This is a genomic window from Bailinhaonella thermotolerans (assembly GCF_003594875.1).
GTDB classification, from domain to species: Bacteria; Actinomycetota; Actinomycetes; order Streptosporangiales; family Streptosporangiaceae; genus Bailinhaonella; species Bailinhaonella thermotolerans.
The window spans coordinates 1-25,842 of the sequence record NZ_QZEY01000010.1 but is presented as its reverse complement, the minus strand read 5'-3'; the positions used below and the strand labels follow the sequence as shown (position 1 = coordinate 25,842).

Below are 25,842 nucleotides of genomic sequence, written 5' to 3'. Positions count from 1 at the left end.
CTTGATTAGATGCACGGCTGTAGCTTACCGTGAGGCGCGTAAGCGACAGTTGTGTATCTAATTGAGGGGTCAGCCATGTCCGTCGCCACTCCGGCGCCTCCCCGGGGAGCCGTCCCGCTCGCCCGGCGCTCCCTCGCCCCCGACCTCGCCCGCGGGCTGATGCTGCTGCTCATCGCCGTGGCCCACGCGCACATGTACCTCTCGGGCCACGAGGTCGGCTTCCGCGGCTACGCCCTCGACGGGGGCCTCCTCGACCGGGTCGTCGCCGGCACGCAGATCCTGCTGGTGGACGGGCGCGCGCTCCCCATGTTCGCCGCCCTGTTCGGGTACGGCCTGGCCCGGCTCGCGGAGCGGCAGGCCGCCGGGGGAGCGGGCTGGCCCGCCGTACGACGGGTCCTGCGCCGGCGGAGCCTGTGGCTGCTGGTGTTCGGGTTCTGCCACGCGCTCCTGCTGTTCTTCGGCGACATCCTCGGCGCGTACGGGCTGATCGGGCTCGTCCTCGTCGGGTTCGTCCGGCGCGGGGACGCGGCGTTGCTGCGGGCCGCCGGGATCGGGCTGGTCCTGCACGTCGTCGTGGTCGCCGGCCTCGGGCTGCTCACCGTCTCGGCTCCCAAGGGGGAGACGCCCGCCGCGCTGGCGGACCCGGCCGAGGCGCTGGTCATGCGCCTGATCGGCTGGTCCGGCATGACGCCCACGTTCTTCGCCGCGAGCGTGGTCTCGGCCTTCCTGCTGGGGATCTGGGCCGCGCGCCGCCGGATGCTCGACGAGCCCGCCGCGCACCGGCCGCTGCTGACGCGGGTCGCGGTCTCCGGGGTGGCCGCGGCGGTGATCGGGGGTCTCCCGCTGACGCTGATCGACACGCGGCTGTGGGCCCCCTCGGCCGCGGTCTCGGTGGCGGCGTACGCGCTGCACAGCCTGGCCGGGATCGCCGGGGGCCTCGCCTACGCGGCGATCGTCGGGCTGGCCGTGGCCCGGATGCGCCGCGGGATACCCGGTCGCGTGGTCTCCGCCCTGGCCGCCTGCGGGCAGTGGTCGCTGACCTGCTACCTGCTCCAGTCCGTCGTCTTCGTCGCGGTGTTCGCGCCGTACGCCGGAGGGCTGAGCACCCGGGTGGGCGACGCGGCGGCCTCGGGCATCGCCGTCCTCACCTGGCTGGCCACCGTGGCGCTGGCGGCGGCGCTGGCCCCCCGGGGGCTGCGGGGGCCCGCCGAGAGCCTGCTGCGGCGGCTCACCTACGGGCCCCGCTGACGCCCCGCCCTCCCCGGGGCGGCCCCGCGGCCGGAGCGGCTCGTGCCGGTCCGGCCGCCGGCGTACGGAACGGCAGAATTTACACAGGGATCTCCTGGTTCACATGCCGTTAACATTCGGGCAAAAGCCGCGAAACTGTGCGTTGCAACCCTCGGCGTGGCGGACGAACCCGCCGGTCTGGCTGCTGAAGGGATCGACGTGAGCTACAAGGCTGAGTACATCTGGATCGACGGCACCGAGCCCACCGCCCGGCTGCGCTCCAAGACCAAGATCCTGCCGGACGGCGCCGAGCTGCCGATCTGGGGCTTCGACGGCTCCAGCACGAACCAGGCCGCGGGCCACTCGTCCGACTGCGTGCTCAAGCCCGTCTTCACCTGTCCCGACCCGATCCGCGGCGGCGACAACGTGCTCGTGCTGTGCGAGGTCCTCGACACGGACATGACGCCGCACCCCTCGAACACCCGCGCCAAGCTCGCCGAGGTCGCCGAGCGCTTCGCCGCGCAGGAGCCGATCTTCGGCATCGAGCAGGAGTACACCTTCTTCGAGGACGGCCGCCCGCTCGGCTTCCCGGCCGGCGGCTTCCCCGCCCCGCAGGGCTTCTACTACTGCGGCGTCGGCGCCGACGAGGTCTTCGGCCGCGAGATCGTCGAGGCCCACCTCGACGCCTGCCTCGCCGCCGGGCTCGGCATCTCCGGCATCAACGCCGAGGTCATGCCCGGCCAGTGGGAGTTCCAGGTCGGCCCGCTCGGCCCGGTCGAGGTCGCCGACCAGCTCTGGGTCGCCCGCTGGCTGCTCTACCGCATCGCCGAGGACTTCGGCATCTCCGCCACCCTCGACCCCAAGCCGGTCAAGGGCGACTGGAACGGCGCCGGCGCGCACACCAACTTCTCCACCAAGGCCATGCGCGAGGGCTACGACGCCATCATCACCGCCTGCGAGGCCCTGGGCACCAAGGCCCAGGAGCACGTCAAGAACTACGGCGCCGACATCGAGCACCGCCTCACCGGCATGCACGAGACCGCCCCCTGGAGCGAGTACAGCTACGGCGTCTCCGACCGCGGCGCCTCCGTCCGCATCCCCTGGCAGGTCGAGGCCGACAAGAAGGGCTACATCGAGGACCGCCGCCCCAACGCCAACGTCGACCCCTACGTGGTGACCCGCCTCATCGTCGACACCTGCTGCACCGAGCTGGAGAAGGCCGGCCAGGTCTGACCCCCGGCCCGCGAGAGCCCGCCCCGGCGTCCGCCGAGGCGGGCTCTCGCCGTTCCGGAACAGGAACGGCCGCAGGCGGGCCCCGGGCCCGCCGCCGAGGGGCGGCCCGGGACGCAGGCCCGCCCGGTTATTCGGCGCGAGCGTTTTCATGATGGGATTCAGCGGGCGGTGAAAAATCATGACAGCCCGGCCTTGACTGGGGTCTATTCGCGGTTGAGCATCTAGGGCAGGCCCACTCCGGGGGGGTTTACAAGGTTCGCGTCCGCGTATTCCGGTCCGGGTATTGAGTCACCCTCAATCCGCCTCGATATGCGAACCGATCTTCTCGCGAATATCGCGACGTCCTGTTCCTCGAATTCGGTCGAGAAGGGCTGGGAAGACCCATGGCCGATATCAACCTGCGTTATCTGTCCTTCGACGGCGCCACCTGGGGCCCGGACGCCCAGATCCCCAACTCGCAGTCGGTGGCCGCTCCCGCGCTGGCCGTCTTCAACAACGTCCTGTACTGCGTCCACCGCGGCGGCAACGACGCGAACCTGTGGTACACGTCGTTCGACGGGGGCAAGTGGGCCCCCGACAACCCCATCCACGACTACCAGTCCGCGGGCGGCCCGGGGCTGGCGGTGTTCCGGGACAAGCTGTACTGCGCGTACCGGCCGGCGAATGACGCCAATCTCCGCTACGCGACCTTCGACGGGATGCGGTGGAGCCCGGAGGCGCAGATCCCGAATACGCAGTCGGCGACCGGCCCGGCGCTCGCCGTGTTCAACGGCGTCCTGTACTGCGTGCACCGCGGCGGCAACGACACCAATTTGTGGTACACGTCGTTCGACGGCGGCAAATGGGCGCCGGACAGCCCCATCTCCAGCTACAAATCCACGGTGAGCCCGGGGCTGGCCGTATTCGGCCGCGCGCTCGTCTGCGCCTACCGGCCGGAGAACGACGCCAACCTCCGCTACACGGCCTTCGACGGCATGAGCTGGCGGCCCGACTCCGAGATCCCGAACACGCAGTCGGCCGCGGGCCCGGCGCTGGCCGAGTTCAACGGCATGCTGCACTGCGTGCACCGGGGCGGGAACGACGCGAACCTGTGGTGGACGTCGTTTGACGGGAGCAAGTGGTACCCCGACAACCCGATCTCCAGCTACCGGTCGGCGCACGGCCCGGCGCTGACCGTCTTCGACCGCAGGCTGTTCTGCGCGCACTGCCCGGGCTGACCGCGGCACGGCGCCGCCGGCCGCCGCACGCCTCTCCGGCGGCGGCCGGCGGCCTCGCGTGCGTCACTCCAGGATGCGGCCCAGGGCCATCGGGCGGGTGGAGACCGGGTGGAAGGCGGACTCGTTCGCGCCCCACCAGTGGCCGGTGGGCCGGTTGTCCACGGTCTGGATGAAGATCCAGCCCCGGCCCGCGCCGTCGTACTCCTCGTTGTCGTCGACCACGTCGAAGTCGGGGACCGAGCGGGTGTCGGGGTAGCTCAGGTACGGAGAGTTCGGGCCGGCGGTCTTGGCGGCGCCGTGGGGGTTGCTCGTGCTGTCGATCACGCGCACGGCCCACTCGGTCGTCGCCGGGTCGCCGTCCCGGTCGTAGAGGTGCTTGTCCTGCACGATCATGACGTGGCCGGTGGCCTCGCCGGTGTCGCCGCCCCCGGCGTACTTGATCGCGATGATGTCGCCGCGGCGCAGGATGCTGACGCTCCCGATGCGGGCGAAGTGGTCGGAAACCGACGCCGTCCTGATCGTGTCGTAGTAGTCCCCCGCGAACGGGCTGGCGCTGCCGAAGGAGGTCTGGAAGTAGCTCGTGGTGGCCCACGAGTAGCTGTGCTTGAGCACCTGGGTCACGAACGAGGCGCACCGGCTGCGGTTCCGGTAGCTCGTCGGCACGCCGTCGGTGCCCCAGGTGACCTGCGGGGTCCCGTCGGCGTAGGAGTTGTACGTCGCCTGGCCCGGCCAGGAGAGCGTGTTGAGGTTGCGGACGAGCTCGTCCGCCTCCACGTAGTGCGTGTCCGGGTACGTGTAGGTGGCCGCGTGGGCCGGCGCGGAGAGCAGGGTGGCCGCCGCGCCGGCGGCGAGGCCGGCGATGAGTGCTTCGCGGAACAAGGGTCTGTCCTTCGATGGGCGCCCGGGCGGGATCGCCGCCGCGGGCGCGTCGTCAACGTCCCGCAGAGGATCGCAACCCACGCGGCCCCCCGGCCGCGCCGAAATCCACGCCCCGCGTGTGCACTTCTCCGCAGACGGGACCGCCACGGCGGCGCCGCTCCTCCGGTACGGCGGCGCCACCCGGCCCTCACCCGTCCGCGGCGTCCTGACGTACGCGGGGACGAAGGAGGTCCGCCCGGCTCAGCGGAAGGCGTCGAGGCCGGTCAGGGCCTTGCCGAGAGTCAGTAAGTGCACTTCCTCGGTTCCTTCGTACGTCAGGACGCTCTCCAGGTTGGTCATGTGGCGGATGACCGGGTACTCCAGCGTGACGCCGTTCGCGCCCAGGATCGTCCGGGCCTGGCGGGCGACGTCGATCGCGGCGCGGACGTTGGCGAGCTTGCCGAAGCTGATCTGGTGCGGCTTCAGCTCGCCGGACTCCTTCAGGGCGGCCAGGTGGAGGGCGGTGAGCTGGGCCTGCTGCACGGCGACCGCCATCCAGGCCAGCTTCTCCTGTGTGAGCTGGAAGCCGCCGATCGGGCGGCCGAACTGCTCGCGCGTCCGGGCGTAGCCGAGCGCCGCCTCAAGGCAGGCCCGCGCCGCGCCGACCACGCCCCACAGGATGCCGAACCGCGCCTCCGACAGGCATGACAGCGGCCCCTTGAGCCCCGTCACCCCCGGCAGGACGGCGGACTCCGGGAGGCGTACGTCGTCGAGGTACAGCGACGACGTGACCGAGGCGCGCAGGGACAGCTTGCGGTGGATCTCCGGGGCCGAGAATCCGGGGGTGTCCGCCGGCACGACGAAGCCGCGGATGCCCTCGTCCGTCCGGGCCCAGACCACCGCCACGTCCGCGACCGACCCGTTGGTGATCCACATCTTGGCGCCGTTGAGGATCCAGTCGGAGCCGTCCCGCTTGGCGTACGTCCGCATGGACGACGGGTCGGAGCCGCGGTCGGGCTCGGTCAGCCCGAAGCAGCCGATGGCCTCGCCGGACGCCATGCGCGGCAGCCACTCGGCCTTCTGCTCCGCGGAGCCGTACCGCCAGATCGGGAACATCGCCAGCGACCCCTGAACCGACACGAAGGACCGCAGCCCGGAGTCCGCCGCCTCCAGTTCCCGGCAGGCCACGCCGTACGACGTCGCGTCGGCCCCGGCGCAGCCGTATCCGGTCAGGTGCATCCCGAGCAGGCCCAGCGAGCCGAGTTCGGGGGCGAGTTCGCGCGCGGGGAACACGCCCTCCTCGAACCAGCCGGCGACGCGGGGGAGCACGCGGTCCCCGGCGTAGGACCGCACCGTGTCCCTGACCAGCCGCTGCTCGTCGGAGAGCCGGGCGTCGATGTCGAGCAGATCCATGATGATCCTCCCGGGGTCTGCGGTCAGGGTAACGAAGGGCCGTCCCAGGGTCGCGTCAGGGTGACTCCCGATGGTGTGGACGCCGCCAGGAGGGCACGATCGTAGACATGGACGAGATGAACGACTCGCAGGTCAAGCAGCTCCGCCGGACGCGCGACGGCCGCATCATCGCGGGCGTGTGCAGCGGGGCCGGACGCTACGTCGGGATCGACCCGAACATCATCAGGATCGCCCTCGCCGCGCTCACGCTCTTCGGCGGCGCCGGGATCGCGATCTACGCGCTCGCGTGGCTGATCGTCCCCGAGGAGGGGCGCCCCACGTCGATCGCGCAGGACCTGATCGACAAGAACGTCAACAAGAATCGGCCGACGCCCTGACGTCCCGGATGATGTCCGCCCGGATGTCGGACCAGGACAGGGCCAGCACGCTCGCCACGCACAGGCCGGCGGCGCCCGCCAGGGCGACCACCGGCTCCGGGCCGAGCGCCTGGGCCGCCGCCCCGCCGAGCAGGATGCCGAGCCCCTGCGCGGCGAGCAGCCCCGACTGGACCAGCCCGAACGCCTGAGCGCGGCCTTCGGCCGGCACGCACTGCACGAAGGCCGCGTTCGCCGCGAGCTGGTACGCCCCGCCGATGCCGGACAGGACCCACAACCCCAGCACGATCGGCAGCCCGGGGCCGAGCGCCGAGAAGATCAGCGGCGCGCAGGTGAGGAGCGTGAGCCAGCCCATGCTGCGCAACCGCCCCGACGGCGAGACCAGGCGGCTGAACAGGAACGCCCCGATCACCGTGCCGGTCGGCATCGCCGCCATGAGCAGCCCGACCGCGACCGGCCCGCCCCCCAGTTCCGCGGCGTACGGCGCGGCCAGCCCCTCGGGCACGATGTAGAACCCGCACAGCCAGGCGAACAGCACGAGCGTGCGCAGCCGGGGATCGCCGAACACCATGCGCGCCCCGGCCCGCGTCATCGTCCACATGGACGGCCTGCTGCGGTCCTCGGGACCCGCCGACGCGGCGCGCGACCGCACCCCGGCCACCAGGAACAGCGCCGACGCCAGGAAGGTCGCCGAGTCGAGCGCGAGCGCGCGGTACGGCCCGAGCAGGGTGATCACGCCGGCGCCCGCGACGAAGCCGATCATCTGGGTGGCCTGGTGCGTCATGTTCTGCAGGGCCGAGCCGACGACGTACTTGTCGCCCGGCAGGATCTCCGGCAGCAGCGCGGCGCGGGCGGCGGAGAACGGCGCGCTCAGCAGGACGACGCAGAACAGCAGCACGCACAGCGCCGCGAACGGCATGCCCGGCACCGCCATCGCCGCGACCAGCACGGCGCGGGCCACGTCGCACGTGATCATGACCCGGCGGCGCGGGTAGCGGTCGGCGAGCCCGGACAGCAGCGGCCCGCCCAGGATCGGCGGGAGGTACGTCAGGGCGTACGTGGCGGCCGTGAGCAGGGCCGAGCCCGTACGGTCGTAGACGAGGACGGCCAGCGCGACCTGGGCCATCTGGTCGCCCAGGAGGGAGAGCCCCTGGCCCAGCCAGAGCGCGCGGAACTCCCGGATGGCGATGACCTCGCCGTAGGTGGCCCGTTCCTCAGGCGGTCTGCGGTGTCGTCCCGAGACCGGGTCGGGCTTGGTGTCGGCCATGTCACCCCGAGCGTCGCACGGATCGTTGTTGCTCCGTTACCTACGGTGGCGTGTCCGGGCCGCGCTCGCAAGCGATCAGTAGCCAAGGGCGTGCAATCGGTCATCGTCGATCCCGAAATGATGCGCTATTTCGTGAACGACGGTGATTCTCACCTCCTCGACCACGTCGTCCTCGGTGTCGCAGATTTCGCAGGTGGGGTTGCGGTAGATCTCGATGTGGTCGGGCAGCGGCATGGTGCCGGAGTACCAGTCGCCGCGCTCGGTCAGCGGCACCCCGGTGTAGAGCCCGAGCAACCCCGGCTCGGGCGGATCGTCCACGACGACCACGACGACGTTGTCCATGAGCGCCGTCAGCTCCTGCGGGACGGTGTCGAGCGCGTCCGAGACCAACTCCTCGAACCGCGCCCGTGAGACCTCGATCACGTTATCCATTCTCTTCTGTTAACCGACCTCTTCCTCCGAGCATGTAGAGGTTCATGGAGTTCGCCCGTAGTCTCCCCGCGGCGGCGCGCCGCCTCCTCGCCCGGCGTTCCGTACGACGCCCCGCCAGGTGGGCGTCCATCCTGCTCGTGGCCGTCGCCGGGGCGTGGCTCGGCGTGGCGCTCGCCGGGCCCGTCCACACCCGGGTCGGCCCGGCCGAGGTCGGGCTGAGCCTCACGCCGTCCTGGGAGGGCGACACCGTCCTCGACGTACGGCCCCTGGGCACGCTGACCTTCGACAGCCACGACGGGCCCGCCGGGCTCGGCGTCCGCATCGAGGGCATCGAGACGGACCGCGCCCGCGAGCTGATCAACTCCCAGCGCGCGGTGGACCGGCTGCCGGAGAGCATCGAGGCGGACCTGCGGCACGGCCTGGTGCGGCTGGCGCTGTACGCCGGCTTCTCCGCGCTGCTCGGGGCCGGCGTCCTCGGGCTGATCGTCTACCGCCGGCCCTCCCGGGCGCTGCTCACGTCGGGCGTGAGCCTGCTGGTCGCGGGGGCCGTTCTCGGCGCCGCCGTACTGACCTTCCGGCCGCAGTCGATCGTCGAGCCGCGGTACACCGGGCTGCTGACCGGCGCCCCGTCCCTGGTGGGCAGCGCGCAGTCGATCGTGCAGCGGTTCTCGGTGTACCGCACCCAGCTCGCCAAGATCGTGACGAACGTGTCGCAGCTCTACGAGGCGGCCTCCGGGCTGCCCGACTTCGCGCCCGACCCCTCGACCGTGCGCGTGCTGCACGTCTCGGACATCCACCTCAACCCGATCGCCTGGAACGTGATCCGCTCCCTCGTGGACCAGTTCAAGATCGACGCCATCATCGACACCGGGGACCTCACCGACCACGGCTCCAGCCCCGAGAATCGCTTCACCGACGAGATCGGCCGCCTCGGCGTGCCGTACGTCTGGGTCCGCGGCAACCACGACTCCATGGGCACGCAGCGCGCGGTCGCGCGCAAGCGCAACGCGGTCGTCCTCGACGGGGACTTCGCCGAGGTCGCGGGCCTGCGGATCTACGGGATCGGGGACCCCCGCTTCACCCCGGACAAGTCCGTCGTCGTGGCCTCCAACGACGACCTCGCCGCCCTGGGCCGGGCCGAGGCCGAACGGCTGACGCGCGTGCCCGGGCCGCCGGACGACCGCGGGCGGCTCAACCGGGAGCTGACCACGGACGTCGTCGCCGTGCACGACCCCACGATCGGGCGCGCCATGGGCGGGGCCGCGCCGCTCGTCCTGTCCGGCCACACCCACCGCCGCTCCGAGGAACTGCTGCCCTCGGGCACCCGCCTGCTCATCCAGGGCTCCACCGGCGGCGCCGGCCTGCGCGCCCTGGAGAAGGACACGCCGACGCCCATCCAGGCCGCGGTGCTGTACTTCGACAAGGACACCAAACGCCTGCGGGCCTGGGACAACGTGACCCTGGGCGGGCTGGGGCTGCAGTCGGCGCAGATCGAACGTCACATCGAGCCCGAGCCGGGCCGTACAATTCATCCTGTGCCCACTCCGGCGCCGTCACCTGTGGAGACGGTTCCCGGAACGAGCACCGCCACGGTCCCCGCGACCACGGCGCCGGGAGCCGCCGACTGAGGTCGCAGCCGCCGGAAACCACTTTGGCATCGAGGGCATCCGTCCCCTATGCTGGGGCGGTCCCCGACGGCAAGACGTCAAGGGCAGGCGTCTCGCCCCCATCGTCTAGCGGCCTAGGACACCGCCCTTTCAAGGCGGCGGCACGGGTTCGAATCCCGTTGGGGGCACTGGTACTCTTGGAGCACCAGACAAAACGGAAGGTGCGAACCTTCCGACATACAAGGTCCTGTGGAGCAGTTTGGAGTGCTCGCCACCCTGTCAAGGTGGAGGCCGCGGGTTCAAATCCCGTCAGGACCGCGCAAGGTCAGGTAGCTCAGTTGGTACGAGCGTCCGCCTGAAAAGCGGAAGGTCGGCAGTTCGACCCTGCCCCTGACCACCTGCGAAAACGCCCCGTCCACAAGATCGCGGACGGGGCGTGCGTGTTTATCTGCGTGACTAAGGGTCCAGACTCAGCGGGAAGATGCGGTCCATGACGGTCGCGCCTTCCTGCATGACGGGCCGGATCTGCTTGCGATAGACCGTCTCGGTCACGACGGTGTTCGTGTGCCCGACCAGGCGCGAGATGTGTTCGATCGGAACGTCATGCGCCGAGAGCAGGGACACGAAGCTGTGGCGCAACTCCCGGGGCGTCCAGTCCTTCGCGTCGATGCCTTCCGCGTCCTTGATCGCAAGGCGGAAGTCCCGCCGCACGTTCTCAGCGGTCATCGCCGTGTCGTTCCGGGTGCCGAAAACGCGGCGGTCGTCGAGCGGGCCGTCGGCGTATACCTCCTCGTGCTCCCTCATGAGGAGACGTAGCGCGCGCACGCACCTCGCAGGGATGCGGAGCGAGCGCCGCGACCTGACCGTCTTGGTGTCGCCCGACTGCCGTACGGAGCGCCACACATAGATGGCGAACTGCTCGTGCTCCCATCCGATCTGGGTCACCGGGCGCCAGGTGCTCGACTGTTCCTCGTACGCGACCACGTGATCCCAGCGGAGGTCCCGAAGTTCCTCCGTTCGTGCGCCGGTCAGCAGGGACACCACGATGTAGGCGCGTATGCGCGGAGTGGCCGACTCGGCGGCCTTCAGAACGGTCTCGGCCTGGTCGAGTGTCAGGGCCTTGGAAGGGCGTCCCACCCGACCTTCCGGCACCTCGCACAGGGCGACGATGTTCCGCTTGACCTTGTCCCGGACCATGGCGTTCCGCACGGACCGATCGAGGAGGTTGTGGATGAGCTTGAGGGACCGGGTGCCAAGCTCGCTGGTCTTGCGCGACAGCCACTGGTCCACGTCCTCCACCGACAACTCGCGTAGCTTGCGCGCTCCGATGGCCGGAATGACATGCTTATTCGCGTACCAGACGTACATCTCGATGGTGCTGCTGGACCGCCCTCTCAAGCCGTTCGCGAGCCAGTACGTCACGGCGTCCTTCACCGTGTAGTCCGTGGGGGCGATGGCCAGCCCGTCCTCGTGGTCGCGCAGGACGTCCTTGAGCTTGTTCTTGGCTTCGGTCTTGGTCCTGCCGCTGCCGCGCTTGACGATGCGCTTGCCAGCGGGCGTGTAGCCGATGGTGACGGAGGCGATCCACCGCTGCCGCTTGGGGTCCCAGTGAAGCCCGCCCTCGCCCCGGCTGCGTCGTTTGGTCATCAGGCCTGCACCTCCGCCTCGCGCTCTAGGAGCGCGATGTAGTCCGCGATGGCGCTGGCTGGGATGAGGCGGGCGCGGCCTTCCTTGACCGAGCGGAGGCGGCCGGAGCGGATCAGCTCGTAGATGACGGTTCGGCGCAAGCCGAGGACCTCCATGGCGTCGGGGATGCGGTAGAGACGGATCGGGTTGGTTTGGGCGATCGCGGCGGTAGCCACGGTCATGATGGGTGTACCTCCTGTGTGGGGTGCGGCCCCGGCGCTTGCTTGGTCGGCGGGATGCCGGGGCCGTCTGCGGCGTTGTGCTGGACAGGGACAGCGGTGACACCGGGCAGGGACGGGTGTCCCTGTCGGTCAGTAGCGTTTTCGCAGGTCAGAGGGTGATCAGGGACAGCAGGGACAGCAGGGACAGTTTCTGTGCGGTCGCTGTCCGGGGTGCGGTAGCGTCCGGCGGCGTCGGCCAGGAGCTGGCCGTCGGCGGCCATGCGGGGGCAGGTCTTGCGGACGTTGTCGTAGGACAGGCCGGTTCCGTCGGCGATGCTCTTGGGGTTGCTGCCGGGGTTGGCCCGGACGTAGCGGACGATGGCGGCCCGGGTCTCGGTGAGGGTGTGGTCCTCGGGCGGGCCGTCGAGCAGGTGCCAGGCGCCGCATGCGGGCTGGAAGGACAGGGCGTATTCGGCTTCGTCCACGTCACGGCCGGTGATCTGGAGCATGCCGTCGGCCGTCCCGCGCGCCCGGCTGAGGACGAGCGTGGCATCGGCCGCGCCCGCGATGCCGTTGGTGCCCGAGACGGTGTTGAGGAAGTCCTCGGAGGCCATCTTGCGGACGTGGTGGACGAGCACGATGGCGACGCCGTACGCGTCGGCCAGGTGCTTCACGCGGCTCATGGCGGTGTAGTCGGCGTCGTAGGCCGAGAGCCCGACGGGGGCCTTGCCGCGGACTTTGGCGAACACGTCGATGACGACCATGCGCGCGTCCGGGTGCCGCTCCAGCCACCGGCCGATGGCCTCGTCCCCGCCGTCGGTCAGGGTCGGGCAGTAGGTGGACAAGGTCAGGGCGGCCGGGGCGGGGCGTCCGGCGAGCATCTTGCGCATGCGGGACTGGAGGCGGCGCGGGGTGTCTTCCAGGGCCAGGTACAGCACCGGGCCGGGGGCGACGTCGATGGCTTCGAAGGCCTTGCCGCCGCTGGCGACGGCCAGGCCCAGGCCGAGGGACAGCCAGCTCTTGCCGACCTTGGGCGGTCCGGCGAGCAGGTTGACGCCTTCGGCGAGCAGGCCGGGCACGGCCCACTTCGGTTCGGGGAAGGTCGTGGCCATCAGCTCGTCCGCCGTCCAGGCGGTGCGCTGTAGCCCGGGTGCGCTGGTCTCCAGCCCTCCGGCGTCGCCGGAGACCAGGCGCAGGTGTGAGCGTGGTGGGTGGGTCAAGCCAGGCTCCTTGGCCGCTTGGCCCCGGCGCGTAGCCCCGAGGCGATGGTCCGGTGTGCCTCGCCGGGGGGCTGGCCGACGCTGGTGGCGGCCTCTGCGAGCCAGGTGGTGACGTGCTTCTCGGGGAGAGCGCCCCCGGCGACGAGCTGGCCGAGGGCGACCGAGGCGCGGTACAGGGCGGTGTTGTGGCCGCGCAGCGGCGAGTGCGTGACCCGGCGCAGCTCGTCCTGCACGGCGCTCTTGAGGTAGGCCGACCGCCGGTCGGTGGCGATGAGCGGGACGGTGATCGGGCGTTGGGGCGGGAGCGGGGCGGGGCGGAGCCGTTCGGCCAGCCAGCCGGGTAGCGGCGCGGCCGGGGCGCGGTTGCCCACGGTGTAGGCGCCGCTGCCGTCCGGGCTGATGACCAGGCTCCCCGGGCCGACGACGTAGCCGCCGTTGGCACGGGTGTCGATGAGCCACCCGAGCTTGCCCTGCGTGTTGCGCAGCTCGGCCCCGGCCGGGGCGGTGAAGTACAGGTGGAGGCCGCCCCGGCGGGTGCCGACCATGAACGTGTCGAACGGCATCGGCTGCCCGGCCTGTTCGGCCAGCACGGCCAGGACGTCGGCCCCGTCGCCGACGCCGGGCAGGTCCCACTCCGGCGGCGGGATGTCGCCGGGCTTGGGCACGTCCAGGTCCAGGACCACGAGCCCGGACGGGCCGGTGGCGATGCCGACGTTGTACGGCTCGCGCCCCCAGATCCGCCGGATCGCCTCCGGGTCGGCGGTGGCCCGGCTCTCCCACCGCGTCCAGCCCTTCGCCGGCTGCTTGCCGTACGGCGTGAGCGGGAAGACGTGCCAGCCGCGAGCGGCGGCGGCCAGGGCGTAGTTCAGGATCGGGTTGCTCATGCGGGCATGGGCTCCTGGTGTCGTCGGTGGACGGTCTCAGCGGGCGAAGGTGCGACGCAGGTAGTTGAAGAGGCGTCGGCCGGTACGGAGGCGAAGGCCGGTGCCGTCGCAGTGGCGGCAGTGCGCGGCCTTGCGCTTGCGGCCCTTGCCAGGGGCGCAACGGGGGCAGGGGCCGAAGGGGGCGACGGCGCACATGGCGGCGTAGATCAGGGCGGCCAGGGCGGCGGCGAGGAGGAACCAGCCGACACCGGCGGCCAGGGTCGGGAAGGTCGCGGTCGGGGTCGCGGGATGGGTGGTCGCGGTCGCGATCAGGTGGGGCATGGCATGGTCTCCTGGGGCTGCTTTTGGGCGTGGAAAGCCGCGCCCGCTACCCGCGACCTGCGGGTATTCGCGCTGATCAGGCAGGGTTTCCAGCGGTCGCGGGGTGGGTCGCGCACCCGCGACCGGTCGCGGGTCGGTCGCGACCCCCGGCGAGCCCTGAAGGTGCCCGCCGGGGGCCGGGCGGGTCTATCCGGTGGTGGTCTCCCGGCGACTGATGGCGGTCTGGACGGCGGCCTTCTTCGCGCCCTTGAGCGCCTTGCCGTCGCGCTTGATGTCCACGCTGGGAACCCCGAGCGCGCGCAGCTGGGCGGAGATGGCGTCGGGGGTCACGTCGGCGTAGTGCTCGGGGATGCGCTCGGCGAGCCGGGCGGCCAGGTACGTCCAGGGCAGGCCGGTCTCCCCGGACTGGAAGACGGTCAAGGCGTCGGCCAGCACGTCGCGCACCTCGCGGACGGCGGCTTCCCCGGCCGCGAAGCCCGACAGGGTCCCGGCCCGCTCGCGCAGCTTGCGCGCGGCCAGCAGGATCTTTTCGGCATCCTCGGCGTCGGCCAGGTGGAACCGCACGGTCGGCGTCTCGTCCCCGGCCCCACGCATGATCCCGACCCCCTTGTAGGACGGGAGCAGCGTGGAGGAGTCGAAGCCCTCGGAGTAGGCCCCCGAGCCGAGCACCAGGTCCGAGACCTGCCAGGAGCCGGTACGCAGGGCGATACGGACCTGGTGGTTGTCGCGGAAGCTGGTGAAGGCGGTGGCCACGTCACCCGTGCCGACGCCGCCGGGCTTCTGCGTGGCGTCCACGAGGATGATCCCGGCGGCCGGAGCGACCTTGACCAGGAACACCATCAGGCCCGCGATCTCCTTGTTCAGCTCCTTGTCGCCGGTGTCGAAGTACTCCTGGCACTCGTCGATGACCACCAGGCGCACGGGCATGCCGTACCGGGGATCACGGGCGATCTCGCGGGTCAGCTTGCCCTCCGGGCAGATGTCCACCGGAAGTTCCGAGAGCTTCTGGTAGCGGGCCTGGGCGTCGGCCTTGAGGTCGCGGAGCATCTGCACGAACGTCTCCAGCGGGTCCCCGTCGCGGGTCATCGTGAAGCCGAAGCTGCACGAGTGCGCCACTAGGGCGAACTTGCGCCAGTCCGGCGAGCCCTTGCCGTCGAACACGTCCAGCCGGACGTACGGGTCCAGGGCGGCGTACAGGGCCAGCAGGCGGGCCGTGAAGCTCTTGCCCTGCCGGGGCTGAGCGCCGACCAGGATGGAGTTCCACAGCATCAGGAGCGTGACCGGGCGGCCGCGCTCGTCCAGCCCCAGCGGTGCCGGCTGCCAGATGTCGGTGGGCTTGCAGGCCAGCAGCGGCGTACGCCCGGCCGGGGTGGCCAGCGGGTCGGAGTCGGCCACCCAGAGCCAGTGGCTCCGGTGGCTCTGCGGGTCCCTGGTGAGCATGACCTGCGCGAGCGCCACGTCCAGCCCGGATGCGATCTTCTCCCGGGCGTTGACCGCGTCGGTGAAGCTCTTGCCGTACGGCAGGTTCACCAGCACCTTGGACCCGTTGCCCTCGCGCGCCATCGGCGCCCCGAACTCGATCTGCTGGTTGGGCTTGTCGGGGTGCCCGAGCCCGGCGGCGTAGTACGCGCGCAACACGATGTCGCTGTTGAGCTTCCGGAACCGGCGGGTGACCACCGCGGCCGGGATGATGGTCCGCCCGGCGGGCTTGCCGTACCGGGCCAGCAGCGCCAGCATCGCAGCGGTCAGCCCGGCCTTCCACTGCCACGGCAGCTGTACGGCGAGCGCGCCCGCGACGGCCAGGGCGACGAGCTGGCCCAGCAGGACCACGCCGCGCCATCGGCGGGTGGCCTTCCCTTCGCGGTGGAGCTTGAGCCACATCGCGGGGTCGTTGTCGGTGGCGGCCTGCTGAAGCAGCGTGTACTGCTCGTTGACCCACCACCACCGGACTTGACGGCCCATCAGCCGGAACAGGCCGACCACGGCCCACAGGGCGGTCTGGAGCAGGTACCCGGGCGAGCGGACCGCGTGGAACGCCGCCACGTACCCCCAGCGGCGGCCGGTCGCCTTGGCGGTGGCGGCCAGGTTCCCCCGGCGCAGCCCGGCCGGGATGACCGGGTGGCGTCGCTCCTCCGGCGTCAGCACCGGGACGGCGGAGCCGGGCAGGTCCACCGAGACGGGGGCTCCCTCAGCGGGCGGAGGCTCGTCCAGCTCGATTTCGTACGAGGTGTCGCGGGCGGTGGGCCGTACGGCCGTCGCCTCGCTCTCGCCGGAGGTGTCGGCCTGACGGGCGCGGCGGTGCTCGTCCAGGGCGACCACCTGGCCGACCTCGCTCTTGTGCCCGTTTGCCGAGGGGATCTCGGGACCGCCGTAGGGCTCGTTGGGGTCGTACGTCATGATGAGGGCACCTCGTTCGGCTTGCACTGGGCGGGGTAGCGGGGCGCGGCCGGAGTCTTGGCGGATGAGGCCGCGCCCTGCGTCTGGCGCTTGCGGTACGGCTCCACGCAGGCGTTGACCTGGGCGAGCACGCGGTCCTTGGTCACGATCAGGTGGACGAGGCTGAGCAGCGGCACAGCCACGACGGCCAGGGCGACGAGGGTGGCGAGGATGAACATGTCAGCCCCTCTTCTCGGTACCGGGGCCGTCGGCCAGGGCGTCCCGCACGGCGCGGGCCGCGTCCATGCCGCACCCCAGCGCGCTTCGGATCTTTCCCGCCCCGGCCCCGTGCGGCAGGTCCCCGGCCTTGATCAGGCGGCGGGCGCGGTCGGTCAGTTCCGCGACGTCGAGGCCGTTCGTCCTGTACGTATGCCCGGTAGCCGGGGTACCGGCTCCGTGGTCGAGGCGGCTGAAGGCGGCCAGGATGATGGGCAGGGCGGTGACGATGGCGACCGCGACGACCGGCCCCAGCAGGTGCAGCACCAGCCGGGAGAAGCTGAAGACCTCGGCGACCCCGGGCAGGTACGGCCAGGCGTTCATGCTCACGGTCAGGGCGAGGAAGAACCATTCGATCCGGATCAGCCGCCGGTCGTTGAGCGGGGCGTCCCGGCTGCCGAGGTAAGCGCGGGCTCCGACGACGACCAGCAGGGCCAGGCTCATGAACGGCTCCACGAGCCAGGCGAACCACCAGGCCGGTGAACCGGCCGGGGCCTTGTCTGCGGCGAACGCCTGAACCCCGGCGGTGGACCAGGCCAGCGCGAGCGCCAGGGCGATCAGGGCCACGGTCACCAACAGGCGGCGCATCCGGGCCGCCTGCCAAGCCCGCATTGCCGGGTTCTGCACCAGCTCGTGCAGCCGGGCGGCCTCGTACGCCGCCTTGCGGCGTCGCCGTACCCGCTCGGTGTCCAACGTCAGCGGAAGCTCGTCGTCCTGGAGGTCGGCCAGCGCGTGCGCCTCGGCCACCTCGGCGCGCAACTGCCGTACGCGCTTAGTCTCCCCGGGCTGGTTGGCGGGCGCACTGTGCGTGTTGGCGGGGACGGTTGGGGTGGTGGCCTGACTGGCTACGTGCTGCTCCAGCTCGACCAGCCCACGCGCCACCTCCTCCGGCGTCGGCTCGGGGCCGGGGTCTGGGGTGAAGGTCGTCACTTTCGGCCCTCCTCGCAGGCTGGCCAGGCCGACCCGACCGGGCAGGCGCCGAAGATGGACCTACGGACCCGGAAGGTGTGATCGACACCGTTGGCGTCGCGCACGGTGAGGTACTTACGGGAGTTACACGGGCTGATCGGGCACCGGGCGGCCTCCACGACCGTTCCGGACTCCGGGATGCTCGGCACGCACGCTGCGACCGTCAGGGCCGCCACGATCAGCGATGCCAAATGTGCTGACCAGCGCGCACACCACCGACGCCGGTCGGTAGATGCGGCTGCGCGCGGGCTCTTGAGAGGCTGGGGCGAGGTCTGAACGGCGGTCATGCGGTCCTCCTCAGCGGGGCGTGGGTCTCGGTGTCGAGGTCGGCCGCGCAGAACGACCGGCGACAGGGGGCGCAGTAGAACTGCACGGGCCCGCCGTCGAGGTGGGCGAGACAGCGCGGGCAACTGCGGGTCGGCCACGGCGAGAGCCATACGCGGGCCGTCATCGCTCGTCCTCGTTGTTCTTCACCGATGTCTCCTGATCCGGTGCCGTGGTGTGGATGACGTGGGCGGCGATGCCGCACACCGCGATGCAGAACAGCGCGGCGGGAGTGCGGCCGTACAGGTACATCAGGGCCAGCGCGGCGGCGCCGGCCAGGGCACACACCGTCGAGGCCGTTCGGTAGCGGCGGCGCGCGGGGCGGGCCTGGGTCATCGCTCCTCCTGGCAGTCCGGGCAGGGCCGGATGACGCAGCGGTAGATGCCCTGGCGGTCGTCGAACGCCGGGGCGGCGATCTCGCGGAAGTTCTCGCAGGTCAGACAGTGAGCCGGAGTGCGGGTTCGGATGCGGATCACGGGCTTCACTTCCCTTCCGGGGCGGAGCCGGGGACGGCGGAGTAGAGGCTGATGCGGCCGGAAACGGACTGGAACTGGCCGGTTCCGCTGAAGGCGGTGATGGTGATGTCGCCGGAGTTGGTCTTGGCCGTGACCTCGTGAGCGCGCCCCAGCAGCACGTCACCGGAGACGCTGCGGGCCGTCACGTAGTCGGTGGCGGCCGCGCTGATCTGACCCGAGGTGGTCTGCGCGTGCAGACGGGCGGCGGTGTCGGCGTTCAGGTCGCCGGAGACGGAAGTGAAGTCCAGGGCGTGCAGGGCGCCGTGGGTGGTGAGGTCGGCGGCGGTGGTGCGCATCGTCAGAGACGAGCCGCGAGGGAGCTGAATCTCGGCGGTGAGGCTTCGGTCCTGGGCTTCGCTGCCACTGGTGACGGTGCCGGAGATGTGTACGGCTCCCCGGCCGGAGATGGTGACGCCGCCCGTGATCACACCGGCGCTGATGACGACGCCCGGGCCGCTGTTGATGACGGTCACGCCGCTGCCGCCGTAGACGGTCCCGCCGGTCGGGCCGGGCACCGTCAGGTTCAGCGTGCCGCCCTCGGCGCTGTAAGCCGCCTCGTTGATGGCGGTGGCGGCGGCGCTGCCCTTCGTGGCGGTCAGGGTGATGGTCGCCTGCGCGGAGTCGGTGACCGTGACGCGTGCCTGGCCGTACGGCAGCGCCAGCGCCAGCCGGACCGGGCCGCCGATGGTCTCGGTGAAGGTGCGGGTGATGGCGTTGGTCGTCACAGCTGGATACCCCCAGTGATCGTGTCGGCCTGGCGGCCGACCTTGGCGTTGCCGATGCGGACGTTGGTGACGGTGCTCTTGCGGTCGGACTTCTCCGGGCTGGCGGGCTTGTCCTTCTTGCTGGAACCGAGGACCTGGCCGACCTGGATGGCGGTCGTGCCGCTGGTGGCGACGTTCTTCTTGGACATGGCGCTTCTCCTGTCAGGCGTGCGAGCGGGCGAAGATGCGGCAGTGACGGCAGGCGCGACGGCAGGGTTCGCCGTGGACGGGGCAGTGCTGGATGGGGCGGCCGGTGGTGGTGCCGCAGCGGCGGCAGCCGACGACGCTGGTGGACCGCTGGCCGCAGTCGAGGCACTGGAAGCGGGCCATCACGCGGCCTCCGCCGTCAGCAGGTCGCTGATCTCGTCAGCCGTGTAGCCCGCCCAGACCCCCGCAGTGGGCTTCACGGCCAGGGCGTAGTCCAAGCAGGCCGAACGGGCCGGGCAGCTCGCGCACATCGCCTTGGCGGCGTCCTCCCGCTGCTCCTGTGCGCGGTCGATCTCGTCGTTCTCTGGGCCGGTGAAGGTCTCGGCGTCGGCGGGTGTGCAGGCCGGGCCGGTCCTGAACAGGGTGGCCAGAAGACCGGCAGCCTCCTCTCCGCCGAACAGCGCGGCGCGCGCCTGACCGCTAATCGCGGCCTTGGCGTCTCGCTGCGCCTGGGACCTGTGGGTCATGACCTGATCACTCCTTCGGGCGTGAGCGGGGCTGCTGGTCAGCCCTCGGTTGCACTGCTCCGAAGCTAACAACTGATATGAAGCCTGGTCAACTGTTAGGCGCGCGTGTTCTTCGAGGTCGCGCCTGACCTGCACCAATCTGTTAGGTCATCTGTTAGATGACTGATATGCTCCATGCCAACGGCTGCCACTGGACACAGCGGAAGGAAGCGACATGACACCCCCACGCCCCCGGCTGGTCCGCTCGGAGTCGCTGCATCAGCAGGTAGCGCGCAACATCCGGAACGACATCGAGGCGGGGGTCCTGCGAGACGGGGACACCCTGCCGTCTACTCGCGACCTCGCTGAACAGTGGGGTGTGAGCGTCTTCACGATCAGTGAGGCGATGAAGGTTCTCGCCGAAGAGGGCTTGGTGGTCAGTAAGTCCCGCTCCAAGCGGATCGTGAACGCCCCGAAGCAGACGGCGTCCCGGAAGGTACGGCTTGAGAAGCCGCATGTCCTTCTCATCGGTGGCTATGCCGGAAGCGGCAAGACCGAGCTGGGGCGCATTCTCGCCCGGGAAACCGGCTGGCCCATGCTCGACAAGGACACGCTGACGCGTCCCGTCGTAGAGGCCGCTCTTGAGATGCTGGGTCAGTCGCCTCACGATCGCGAATCAGAGACCTACGTGAACCACATACGACCACGCGAATACGAGGCGCTGATAGCGGCGGCAAGCGAAAACGTCGAATGCGGCAACAGCGCGATCGTGACGGCGCCGTTCATCCGTGAATTCAACAACGAGGCGTGGATAAAGCGAACTCAGGCATACTTCACGTCGATCAACGCCATCGTCACCGTGATCTGGGTCTACTGCGATGCCGACACGATGCACACCTACGTGCGCCACCGCGGCGCGGCCCGGGACGCCGTGAAGCTCGCAGACTGGGGCGCCTACATGGACACGGTGGACATCGACTTCCGTCCGCCGGCCCCGTACATCTTGGTCGATAACTGTGCTTCGAGCAGCCCGCTTCAGGGTCAGGCCAAGGAGCTCCTTCAGAAAGTCCTGAGCGGAGTCGCGGCCTCATGACTCAGGTAGGCGTCATTCTCTACGGCCCTCCCGCATCTGGGAAGGACACCGTGACAAAGGCGCTGAACAACCTTGACGACAACTACGCCCTGTTCCGCAGGCTCAAGGTCGGCAGCGGCAGGATGTCCGAATACCGGCCCCTTTCAGAAGCGGGGCTATCGGACCTCAGAGCGAGCAATGAGGTCATCTGGGAGAATCACCGCTACGGGAATGCCTATGTCGTAGATCGCCCGTCCCTCGTGCGAAGCCTCTCCGAACAGATCCCCATCTTGCACCTGGGGCAGGTCGAAGCCATCCGACACGTCAAGGACGCAGTTCCCCACGCTCGGTGGCTCGTCGTCTACCTGAGCTGCCCGCGAGAGGTGGCAGAGCAGAGGATCAAGGAACGAGCCACCGGCGACACGACCGAACGACTCCGGGCCTGGGACGAGACCGAGCCGCTCGAGGGAGCGGACATGGTGATCGACACCTCTGTCGTAGAGCCCGATGACGCCGCAAGGAAGATCGCTCGTCTCATAACCGAAGCAAGGGACAGGGGGTAGCAGTAGCCGGGCGAGGCGCACCAGGCAGCTCAGCGGTCACCTGTCCTCCTCCCGGCAACGGTCATTCGCACTGGTCGCACTCGAAGGCACTCCACCCCTAGGAGCCAAGGATGCAGCTACGCTTCCTCGTGATCGACCCGGGTACGGACAACGACCACTGCCCGGCCATGCAGGTAGACGAGATGACCGGTGACCTGGTGTTCGTGGGTGAGACGGTCACCGACCCCAACGACCTGGCTCAACTTCAGGAGAGCAGCGGGATCAGCCCGAACGAGTCGGGGGTTCGTGTCCCGGCCCGCATGAGAAAGGTCATCCTGGAGGCGCTGCGTGAACTCGAAGACGATCCCACCGTTCCCTGAGCTGATCGCGGCCACGACGCGTAGTGCCGTGCACCTGGAGATGCGCGACACCTACGTTCCCCAGGACCCGGGCTTCCGCCGCTGGCTGGAGACCGGCAACCTCGATCACTACGACTTCACCAAGTGGCGGCGGACCATCGGGGACGCCGTAGGTCGCGGCGTCCGGTTCCGCAGGGCTCGTATCGTGTCCGAGCCGGTAACCGACTACATCAGGTACGAACACGTGCTCACCGCGCCGAACAGCATCGCGGCAGGCGAGCAGGTCCGGTGGTTGCCCCGGCGCCTGGCATCCGATCTGGCCCTGCCCGGTAACGACTTCTGGGTGTTCGACGACTGTCTCGTACGGTTCCACCACTTCGCCGGCGACGGGTCGATCGTGGAGGACGAGCTGCGCGACGAACCCGAGGTCATCCGGCTCTGCCTGGTCGCCTTCGAGGCGGTTTGGGAGCGGGCGATCGATCACGCGGAGTACGAGCTGACCTAGAGCTGAAGCAGGCCCGTCCTATGCCCACCCCGCCCACATCGTCTATCCAGGAGTCCCGCCGGGCGCTCGCCGACCGGCTTCGGGCGATACGCGAGGACGCGGGACTCACGGCGATGGCCCTTGCCCGGGCGGCGGGGTGGGAACGGACGAAGATCTCCAAGATCGAGCACGCAGCCCGGCCGCCCTCCGTCTCCGACATCCGCATCTGGTGCCGGGTGTGCGGCGCTGAGGAGCAGGCTGACGACCTCGTGGCCATGTCGCGCGCCGTCGCGAGCGCCTACGTCGAATGGAGGCGTCAGGAGCGCAGCGGCCTGCGGGCGCTCCAGGAGAACCGGCTTCCGTTGTACGAGCGGACGACGCTCATGCGCGCCTACTGCTCTCAGGTGATCCCCGGTCTGTTCCAGACCCGGGAGTACGCCGTGGCGCTCCTGCATGGGATCGCTTCCGGTCACCAGGTGGTTGACGACGCTGAAGCGGCTGCGGAGGCCCGTACGGCACGCGCCGAGGTCCTCCGTAAGCGCGGCCACCGCTTCGACTTCATCGTCGAGGAATCAGTGCTCTACTACCGGCTCGGCAGTCCCCAGGTGATGGCGGATCAGTTGGAACACCTGCTCTCGGTCATGAACCGGCGATCGGTGAAGCTTGGCGTGATCCCCCTGGACATCACCCGCAGCATGCATGTCGTCCACAACTTCACGATCTTCGACCGCGAGCAGGTCAGCGTGGAGCTGGTGAGCGCGGCGGTCACGGTGACCGCCCCGAGCGAGATCGCCCGCTACGAGCGGGAGTTCGAACGGCTCGCCAGCATGGCCGTTCACCGCGCGAAAGCGCGGGAGCTGATCAGAAAAGCCCAGCTCAGACACCAGGGCTAGAAAGTCGGCCGCCACATCTCGCCACACTCGTTGAGCTGGGCTTTCCGGCGTTCCTAGCGTCTCTGGCATGACGAGAGGCCGGATGACCAAGTCGAGTCCGGCGGGCGAGCGGGCGGGGAGGCTCCCGGAGCGGCAGCTGCGCGCTGCCCGCGCCGCCCGGCGGTTGTGCATCGAGCTGGCCGAGGGGCACGGCATCACAGCGAGGGCGCTTGAGGGGTACGGCATCGCGATGCTCTGGGTCGGTCCCGACGCCGAGGTCGTCGTCTGGACCGACGGGGCGTGGTTCCGCTGGTGGACGGGGCGGTTGTCGAGGGCCGGACGCCGGGTCTACGCCAGCGGAACATGCGACAACCCGGCCACGGCCGCGCGCCGGGTGAGCTTGCGCTACGCGGACCTGTCGGCGCAGCAGGCCGGGCCGGGGAACGCGCCACGGGCGGTCGCGGGATGAAGACACCCACGTGGGAACAGCTCGTCGCGCGGTACGAGTGCCGCTGGGAGTTCGATCGCCTGTACGGCTACAGCGCGGTCCGCAAGCACGGCCCCTCGCGGGAGGCGGAGGCCCGGGGGCAGGAGAGGGTCCTGCTGGCTGATTCGGTGGCGGAGCTGGCGATCAAGCTCCGCAAGCAGGAGGCCCTGATGGGTCCGTTCATGGGGGAACTTCCCGTCGGCTTCTTCGACTCGATCCGGCCCGCGAGCTCACGGAAGCCGGTCAACGGCGTCCAACGATCCGCGCCCAACGTCGTGGAACTGCCCGACCGTCGCGCTTCGTAGCTCCCGTGGCCGAGGGCCTGACCGCCTCCAGGGAACGGGTTGGTGGGCAGGTAGGTACCCCTCGGTCACGGGTCGGAGCGGCGTGGGCGGCGCGCGAGGCCCTGGCACCCTGCGTCACCAGGACATCCAGGAAATCCGCGCCGCCCATGCCCCGTACTCCGCGGCGGGAAGCCCCTGCGTTCGCCCGGGGTGCAACGTCCCCGCTAGCAGAGCTCGCCGAGCATGGGCTTGAAGCCACGGTGGCAGGGGTCCCAGACCTTCGGGCGCGGGGAACGCTTTCGCTCATGGCGCTTGACCGTGTGGCGGGCCGAAGGCGGTGCCGCCTCCCCTCGGCCTGAAGAGCCGGCCAACGTGCGCCCCGGTCGTCCGGGCCTGGCGGCCTTGGGTTTGGCCGTCACCGTGATGGTCACCCTCGGCGTGGGGAGCGCGGCGGACGGAGTGGCGGCGGGAGAGGAGGACGCCAACACAGGCCCAGGGCTCGGAGTCGCTGTCTGGGGAGCTGCGACGAGCGTGGACGGGCGAGGGGTGGCCGACGCGGACCGGGCGGCCAAGGGCTTCGGCGGAGAGTCTCTGATCCCAAGCCAGGCCCCCGTACCCATGGCCGCGAGCGTCACCAGCCCGGCGAGGATCGGGATGCGCAGCTCACGAAGACGGCTCGGGTTCCGCCGTCGTTCCTCCCGTCTGCGGGCGCGGGCCTCCTGCGGTGAGACGGGCTCGCTGACCAGGTAGGCCGACGGTGGCAGATCCTCATCGTCCATGACGTCCCCCCGACACGTCCTGTGCGTTCGGCACCCTATCGGGGCTCCTGCGCCTACCTTGAGCACCATGACGCATGTCTTGTGGGCACGTGACCTGGCCGCACGACTCCTTGACCCGCTCCCGAGACGCCTCGCTCACGTCACCGCCGTGGGCCGACGGGCCGGAGCCCTGGCCCCCATCCTCGGCCCGGACGCCGAGCTGCTGGCCGCCGCGGCATACCTGCACGACATCGGCTATGCCCCGGCCGTCGCCGACACCGGCTTTCACCCCCTGGACGGCGCCCGCTACCTGCGCGAGGTGGAGAAGGCCGACGACCGCCTGTGCCGCCTGGTCGCGCATCACTCCTGCGCCGTCTACGAAGCCCGCGAACGCGACCTCCTGGCGACGCTCCTGGCCGAGTTCACCCCCGAGCGCGCCGACCTTGCCGAAGCGCTCACCTTCTGCGACATGACCACCGGCCCCGACGGCGTCCACCTGACCGCCGAGGACCGCCTGGCCGAGATCCGCTCTCGCTACGGCCCCGGCCACCTGGTCACCCGCTCCATCACCCGCGCCACCCCCTGCATCCTGCACGCCGTCCAAGCCGTGCACGAGCGCCTGGCCGCCGCTGGCGTACGGCTCCCGCCGGACGTGCCCGCTGACGAAACCCAGACGATCACCGAGAGCGCCGCAAGCCCTGCGATTACCCGCCCCGCCGTACTGTCGGGATCATGGAGGAACGAGAAGAACTCAACGCCCCAGCAGTCGAAAACCTCGTGACCGGCATCGTCCACGGCTACGTCACCCAGATCGGCCACAGCGAGCGGCTGGCCCCCAGCCACCAACCCCACGTCCGCAACACCGTCAGCGGCGTCGTCCACGGCCAGGTGATCCAAGCCGGAGACATCACCCACGACCTCAACCTCTGAGAACAGCAGCTACGACGCCAAGCTGTCCCTGCTGTCCCACCTGTCCCTGCACCGGCCCTGAACTGCGGAAACGCCAGGGACAGGTGCAGGGACAGTGCAGGGACAGATGTCCCTGCGCACCAAGGAAAGGGGCTGCAACACGGAGGGAGACACCCCTCCGTGTTGCAGCCCCTGTCGGCGGCGGATTATTTGTCACCCATTCCTTATCGCTGGGCGGGTAAGGGTCCAGGAGAGGGTTCCCCATGTGCGTGCGGCCCGGTGGAGCGAGGTGAGGATC

Annotated in this window: 32 protein-coding genes and 3 tRNA genes; 17 read left to right on the top strand and 18 right to left on the bottom strand. The window is 70.3% G+C overall.

The features are described from left to right. Nucleotides 1-75: 75 nt before the first annotated feature. The 3 genes from D5H75_RS23750 (at nucleotide 76) to D5H75_RS41880 (ending at nucleotide 3,677) form a co-directional block, all read left to right on the top strand. Nucleotides 76-1,248 carry a DUF418 domain-containing protein gene (locus tag D5H75_RS23750; protein WP_119928738.1) on the top strand — a complete coding sequence of 391 codons (1,173 nt, stop codon included), beginning with the start codon at nucleotides 76-78 and terminating at the stop codon, nucleotides 1,246-1,248. A 198-nt stretch (nucleotides 1,249-1,446) separates the two neighbouring features. Then, nucleotides 1,447-2,460: a glutamine synthetase gene (gene glnII / locus D5H75_RS23745; protein ID WP_119928737.1), complete on the top strand. Its 1,014-nt coding sequence runs from the start codon at nucleotides 1,447-1,449 to the stop codon at nucleotides 2,458-2,460. Between the two features lie 383 nt (nucleotides 2,461-2,843). Beyond that, nucleotides 2,844-3,677: a sialidase family protein gene (locus D5H75_RS41880; RefSeq protein WP_202638444.1), complete on the top strand. Its 834-nt coding sequence runs from the start codon at nucleotides 2,844-2,846 to the stop codon at nucleotides 3,675-3,677. A 63-nt stretch (nucleotides 3,678-3,740) separates the two neighbouring features. Here D5H75_RS41880 and D5H75_RS23730 read toward each other — a convergent pair whose 3' ends face one another. Beyond that, a complete protein-coding gene (locus D5H75_RS23730; RefSeq protein ID WP_119928736.1) occupies nucleotides 3,741-4,556 on the bottom strand; it encodes a hypothetical protein in 816 nt (271 codons plus the stop codon). 240 nt (nucleotides 4,557-4,796) lie between these two features. Then, nucleotides 4,797-5,948, bottom strand: a complete 1,152-nt coding sequence (locus D5H75_RS23725) for an acyl-CoA dehydrogenase family protein (RefSeq protein WP_119928735.1) — start codon at nucleotides 5,946-5,948, stop codon at nucleotides 4,797-4,799. A 107-nt stretch (nucleotides 5,949-6,055) separates the two neighbouring features. Between D5H75_RS23725 and D5H75_RS23720 the strand changes: the two genes are divergently transcribed. Beyond that, a complete protein-coding gene (locus tag D5H75_RS23720; protein ID WP_242454465.1) occupies nucleotides 6,056-6,325 on the top strand; it encodes a PspC domain-containing protein in 270 nt (89 codons plus the stop codon). On the opposite strand, the gene D5H75_RS23715 is transcribed toward D5H75_RS23720, so the two are convergent. Together D5H75_RS23715 and D5H75_RS23710 are read right to left on the bottom strand one after the other, a co-directional pair. Then, a complete protein-coding gene (locus tag D5H75_RS23715) occupies nucleotides 6,300-7,589 on the bottom strand; it encodes an MFS transporter (protein WP_119928734.1) in 1,290 nt (429 codons plus the stop codon). The two genes, D5H75_RS23720 and D5H75_RS23715, sit on opposite strands and share 26 nt — an antisense overlap. 75 nt (nucleotides 7,590-7,664) lie before the next feature. After that, nucleotides 7,665-8,012, bottom strand: coding sequence for a metallopeptidase family protein (locus D5H75_RS23710; RefSeq protein WP_119928932.1), 348 nt, complete (start codon nucleotides 8,010-8,012; stop codon nucleotides 7,665-7,667). A 53-nt stretch (nucleotides 8,013-8,065) separates the two neighbouring features. Here D5H75_RS23710 and D5H75_RS23705 point away from each other — a divergent pair, with 53 nt between their 5' ends. The 4 genes from D5H75_RS23705 to D5H75_RS23690 all read left to right on the top strand — a co-directional run bounded on the left by D5H75_RS23705 (nucleotide 8,066) and on the right by D5H75_RS23690 (nucleotide 10,025). Next, a complete protein-coding gene (locus tag D5H75_RS23705; protein ID WP_119928733.1) occupies nucleotides 8,066-9,649 on the top strand; it encodes a metallophosphoesterase family protein in 1,584 nt (527 codons plus the stop codon). A gap of 94 nt (nucleotides 9,650-9,743) precedes the next feature. After that, nucleotides 9,744-9,816, top strand: a tRNA-Glu gene (locus tag D5H75_RS23700). A gap of 55 nt (nucleotides 9,817-9,871) precedes the next feature. After that, a tRNA-Asp gene (locus D5H75_RS23695) sits at nucleotides 9,872-9,946 on the top strand. A 5-nt stretch (nucleotides 9,947-9,951) separates the two neighbouring features. Then, a tRNA-Phe gene (locus D5H75_RS23690) sits at nucleotides 9,952-10,025 on the top strand. 59 nt (nucleotides 10,026-10,084) lie between these two features. Here the strand turns inward: D5H75_RS23690 and D5H75_RS23685 are convergent. The 14 genes from D5H75_RS23685 to D5H75_RS23630 form a co-directional block, all read right to left on the bottom strand. Next, nucleotides 10,085-11,275 carry a tyrosine-type recombinase/integrase gene (locus D5H75_RS23685; RefSeq protein ID WP_119928732.1) on the bottom strand — a complete coding sequence of 397 codons (1,191 nt, stop codon included), beginning with the start codon at nucleotides 11,273-11,275 and terminating at the stop codon, nucleotides 10,085-10,087. Next, on the bottom strand, nucleotides 11,275-11,496 hold the full coding sequence (locus D5H75_RS23680; protein ID WP_119928731.1) for a helix-turn-helix domain-containing protein: 222 nt from the start codon (nucleotides 11,494-11,496) through the stop codon (nucleotides 11,275-11,277). Before D5H75_RS23680 ends, D5H75_RS23685 begins: the two co-directional genes overlap by 1 nt. Next, nucleotides 11,493-12,695 carry an AAA family ATPase gene (locus D5H75_RS23675; RefSeq protein ID WP_202638442.1) on the bottom strand — a complete coding sequence of 401 codons (1,203 nt, stop codon included), beginning with the start codon at nucleotides 12,693-12,695 and terminating at the stop codon, nucleotides 11,493-11,495. Before D5H75_RS23675 ends, D5H75_RS23680 begins: the two co-directional genes overlap by 4 nt. After that, nucleotides 12,692-13,579: a bifunctional DNA primase/polymerase gene (locus D5H75_RS23670; RefSeq protein ID WP_119928730.1), complete on the bottom strand. Its 888-nt coding sequence runs from the start codon at nucleotides 13,577-13,579 to the stop codon at nucleotides 12,692-12,694. Before D5H75_RS23670 ends, D5H75_RS23675 begins: the two co-directional genes overlap by 4 nt. A gap of 36 nt (nucleotides 13,580-13,615) precedes the next feature. Continuing rightward, nucleotides 13,616-13,900, bottom strand: coding sequence for a hypothetical protein (locus D5H75_RS23665; RefSeq protein ID WP_119928729.1), 285 nt, complete (start codon nucleotides 13,898-13,900; stop codon nucleotides 13,616-13,618). A gap of 186 nt (nucleotides 13,901-14,086) precedes the next feature. Continuing rightward, complete coding sequence (locus D5H75_RS23660; protein ID WP_119928728.1) at nucleotides 14,087-16,297, bottom strand: cell division protein FtsK; 2,211 nt, start codon at nucleotides 16,295-16,297, stop codon at nucleotides 14,087-14,089. After that, nucleotides 16,294-16,515 carry a hypothetical protein gene (locus tag D5H75_RS23655; RefSeq protein WP_119928727.1) on the bottom strand — a complete coding sequence of 74 codons (222 nt, stop codon included), beginning with the start codon at nucleotides 16,513-16,515 and terminating at the stop codon, nucleotides 16,294-16,296. The genes D5H75_RS23660 and D5H75_RS23655 overlap by 4 nt, the downstream gene beginning before the upstream one ends. 1 nt (nucleotide 16,516) lies before the next feature. Next, complete coding sequence (locus tag D5H75_RS23650; RefSeq protein WP_147425262.1) at nucleotides 16,517-17,482, bottom strand: hypothetical protein; 966 nt, start codon at nucleotides 17,480-17,482, stop codon at nucleotides 16,517-16,519. A 486-nt stretch (nucleotides 17,483-17,968) separates the two neighbouring features. Continuing rightward, nucleotides 17,969-18,181, bottom strand: a complete 213-nt coding sequence (locus D5H75_RS23645; protein ID WP_119928725.1) for a hypothetical protein — start codon at nucleotides 18,179-18,181, stop codon at nucleotides 17,969-17,971. Further along, complete coding sequence (locus D5H75_RS41870; RefSeq protein WP_202638440.1) at nucleotides 18,178-18,321, bottom strand: hypothetical protein; 144 nt, start codon at nucleotides 18,319-18,321, stop codon at nucleotides 18,178-18,180. Before D5H75_RS41870 ends, D5H75_RS23645 begins: the two co-directional genes overlap by 4 nt. A gap of 5 nt (nucleotides 18,322-18,326) precedes the next feature. Continuing rightward, the gene (locus D5H75_RS23640; protein WP_119928724.1) at nucleotides 18,327-19,085 is read right to left on the bottom strand and encodes a DUF4097 family beta strand repeat-containing protein; all 759 of its coding nucleotides are present in this window, start codon (nucleotides 19,083-19,085) and stop codon (nucleotides 18,327-18,329) included. Beyond that, on the bottom strand, nucleotides 19,082-19,273 hold the full coding sequence (locus D5H75_RS23635; protein ID WP_119928723.1) for a hypothetical protein: 192 nt from the start codon (nucleotides 19,271-19,273) through the stop codon (nucleotides 19,082-19,084). Before D5H75_RS23635 ends, D5H75_RS23640 begins: the two co-directional genes overlap by 4 nt. Nucleotides 19,274-19,286: 13 nt before the next feature. Continuing rightward, on the bottom strand, nucleotides 19,287-19,457 hold the full coding sequence (locus D5H75_RS41865) for a hypothetical protein (protein ID WP_202638439.1): 171 nt from the start codon (nucleotides 19,455-19,457) through the stop codon (nucleotides 19,287-19,289). Further along, the gene (locus D5H75_RS23630) at nucleotides 19,454-19,798 is read right to left on the bottom strand and encodes a WhiB family transcriptional regulator (RefSeq protein WP_119928722.1); all 345 of its coding nucleotides are present in this window, start codon (nucleotides 19,796-19,798) and stop codon (nucleotides 19,454-19,456) included. Before D5H75_RS23630 ends, D5H75_RS41865 begins: the two co-directional genes overlap by 4 nt. A gap of 214 nt (nucleotides 19,799-20,012) precedes the next feature. On the opposite strand from D5H75_RS23630, the gene D5H75_RS23625 reads away from it, so the two are divergent. The 9 genes from D5H75_RS23625 to D5H75_RS40940 all read left to right on the top strand — a co-directional run bounded on the left by D5H75_RS23625 (nucleotide 20,013) and on the right by D5H75_RS40940 (nucleotide 25,565). After that, nucleotides 20,013-20,870 carry a GntR family transcriptional regulator gene (locus D5H75_RS23625; protein ID WP_119928721.1) on the top strand — a complete coding sequence of 286 codons (858 nt, stop codon included), beginning with the start codon at nucleotides 20,013-20,015 and terminating at the stop codon, nucleotides 20,868-20,870. A gap of 50 nt (nucleotides 20,871-20,920) precedes the next feature. Continuing rightward, a complete protein-coding gene (locus tag D5H75_RS23620) occupies nucleotides 20,921-21,412 on the top strand; it encodes a nucleoside/nucleotide kinase family protein (RefSeq protein WP_202638438.1) in 492 nt (163 codons plus the stop codon). Between the two features lie 110 nt (nucleotides 21,413-21,522). Beyond that, nucleotides 21,523-21,771 carry a hypothetical protein gene (locus D5H75_RS23615; protein WP_119928719.1) on the top strand — a complete coding sequence of 83 codons (249 nt, stop codon included), beginning with the start codon at nucleotides 21,523-21,525 and terminating at the stop codon, nucleotides 21,769-21,771. Beyond that, the gene (locus tag D5H75_RS23610; RefSeq protein WP_119928718.1) at nucleotides 21,740-22,255 is read left to right on the top strand and encodes a DUF6879 family protein; all 516 of its coding nucleotides are present in this window, start codon (nucleotides 21,740-21,742) and stop codon (nucleotides 22,253-22,255) included. The genes D5H75_RS23615 and D5H75_RS23610 overlap by 32 nt, the downstream gene beginning before the upstream one ends. A 20-nt stretch (nucleotides 22,256-22,275) precedes the next feature. Next, entirely contained in the window at nucleotides 22,276-23,127 is an 852-nt protein-coding gene (locus tag D5H75_RS23605) for a helix-turn-helix domain-containing protein (RefSeq protein ID WP_119928717.1), read from the top strand. Between the two features lie 67 nt (nucleotides 23,128-23,194). Next, a complete protein-coding gene (locus tag D5H75_RS23600; protein WP_147425261.1) occupies nucleotides 23,195-23,575 on the top strand; it encodes a hypothetical protein in 381 nt (126 codons plus the stop codon). Then, the gene (locus D5H75_RS23595; RefSeq protein WP_119928715.1) at nucleotides 23,572-23,898 is read left to right on the top strand and encodes a hypothetical protein; all 327 of its coding nucleotides are present in this window, start codon (nucleotides 23,572-23,574) and stop codon (nucleotides 23,896-23,898) included. Before D5H75_RS23600 ends, D5H75_RS23595 begins: the two co-directional genes overlap by 4 nt. An 825-nt stretch (nucleotides 23,899-24,723) precedes the next feature. Further along, nucleotides 24,724-25,416, top strand: a complete 693-nt coding sequence (locus D5H75_RS23590) for an HD domain-containing protein (protein ID WP_119928714.1) — start codon at nucleotides 24,724-24,726, stop codon at nucleotides 25,414-25,416. Further along, complete coding sequence (locus tag D5H75_RS40940; protein WP_202638437.1) at nucleotides 25,413-25,565, top strand: hypothetical protein; 153 nt, start codon at nucleotides 25,413-25,415, stop codon at nucleotides 25,563-25,565. Before D5H75_RS23590 ends, D5H75_RS40940 begins: the two co-directional genes overlap by 4 nt. Nucleotides 25,566-25,842 lie beyond the last annotated feature (277 nt).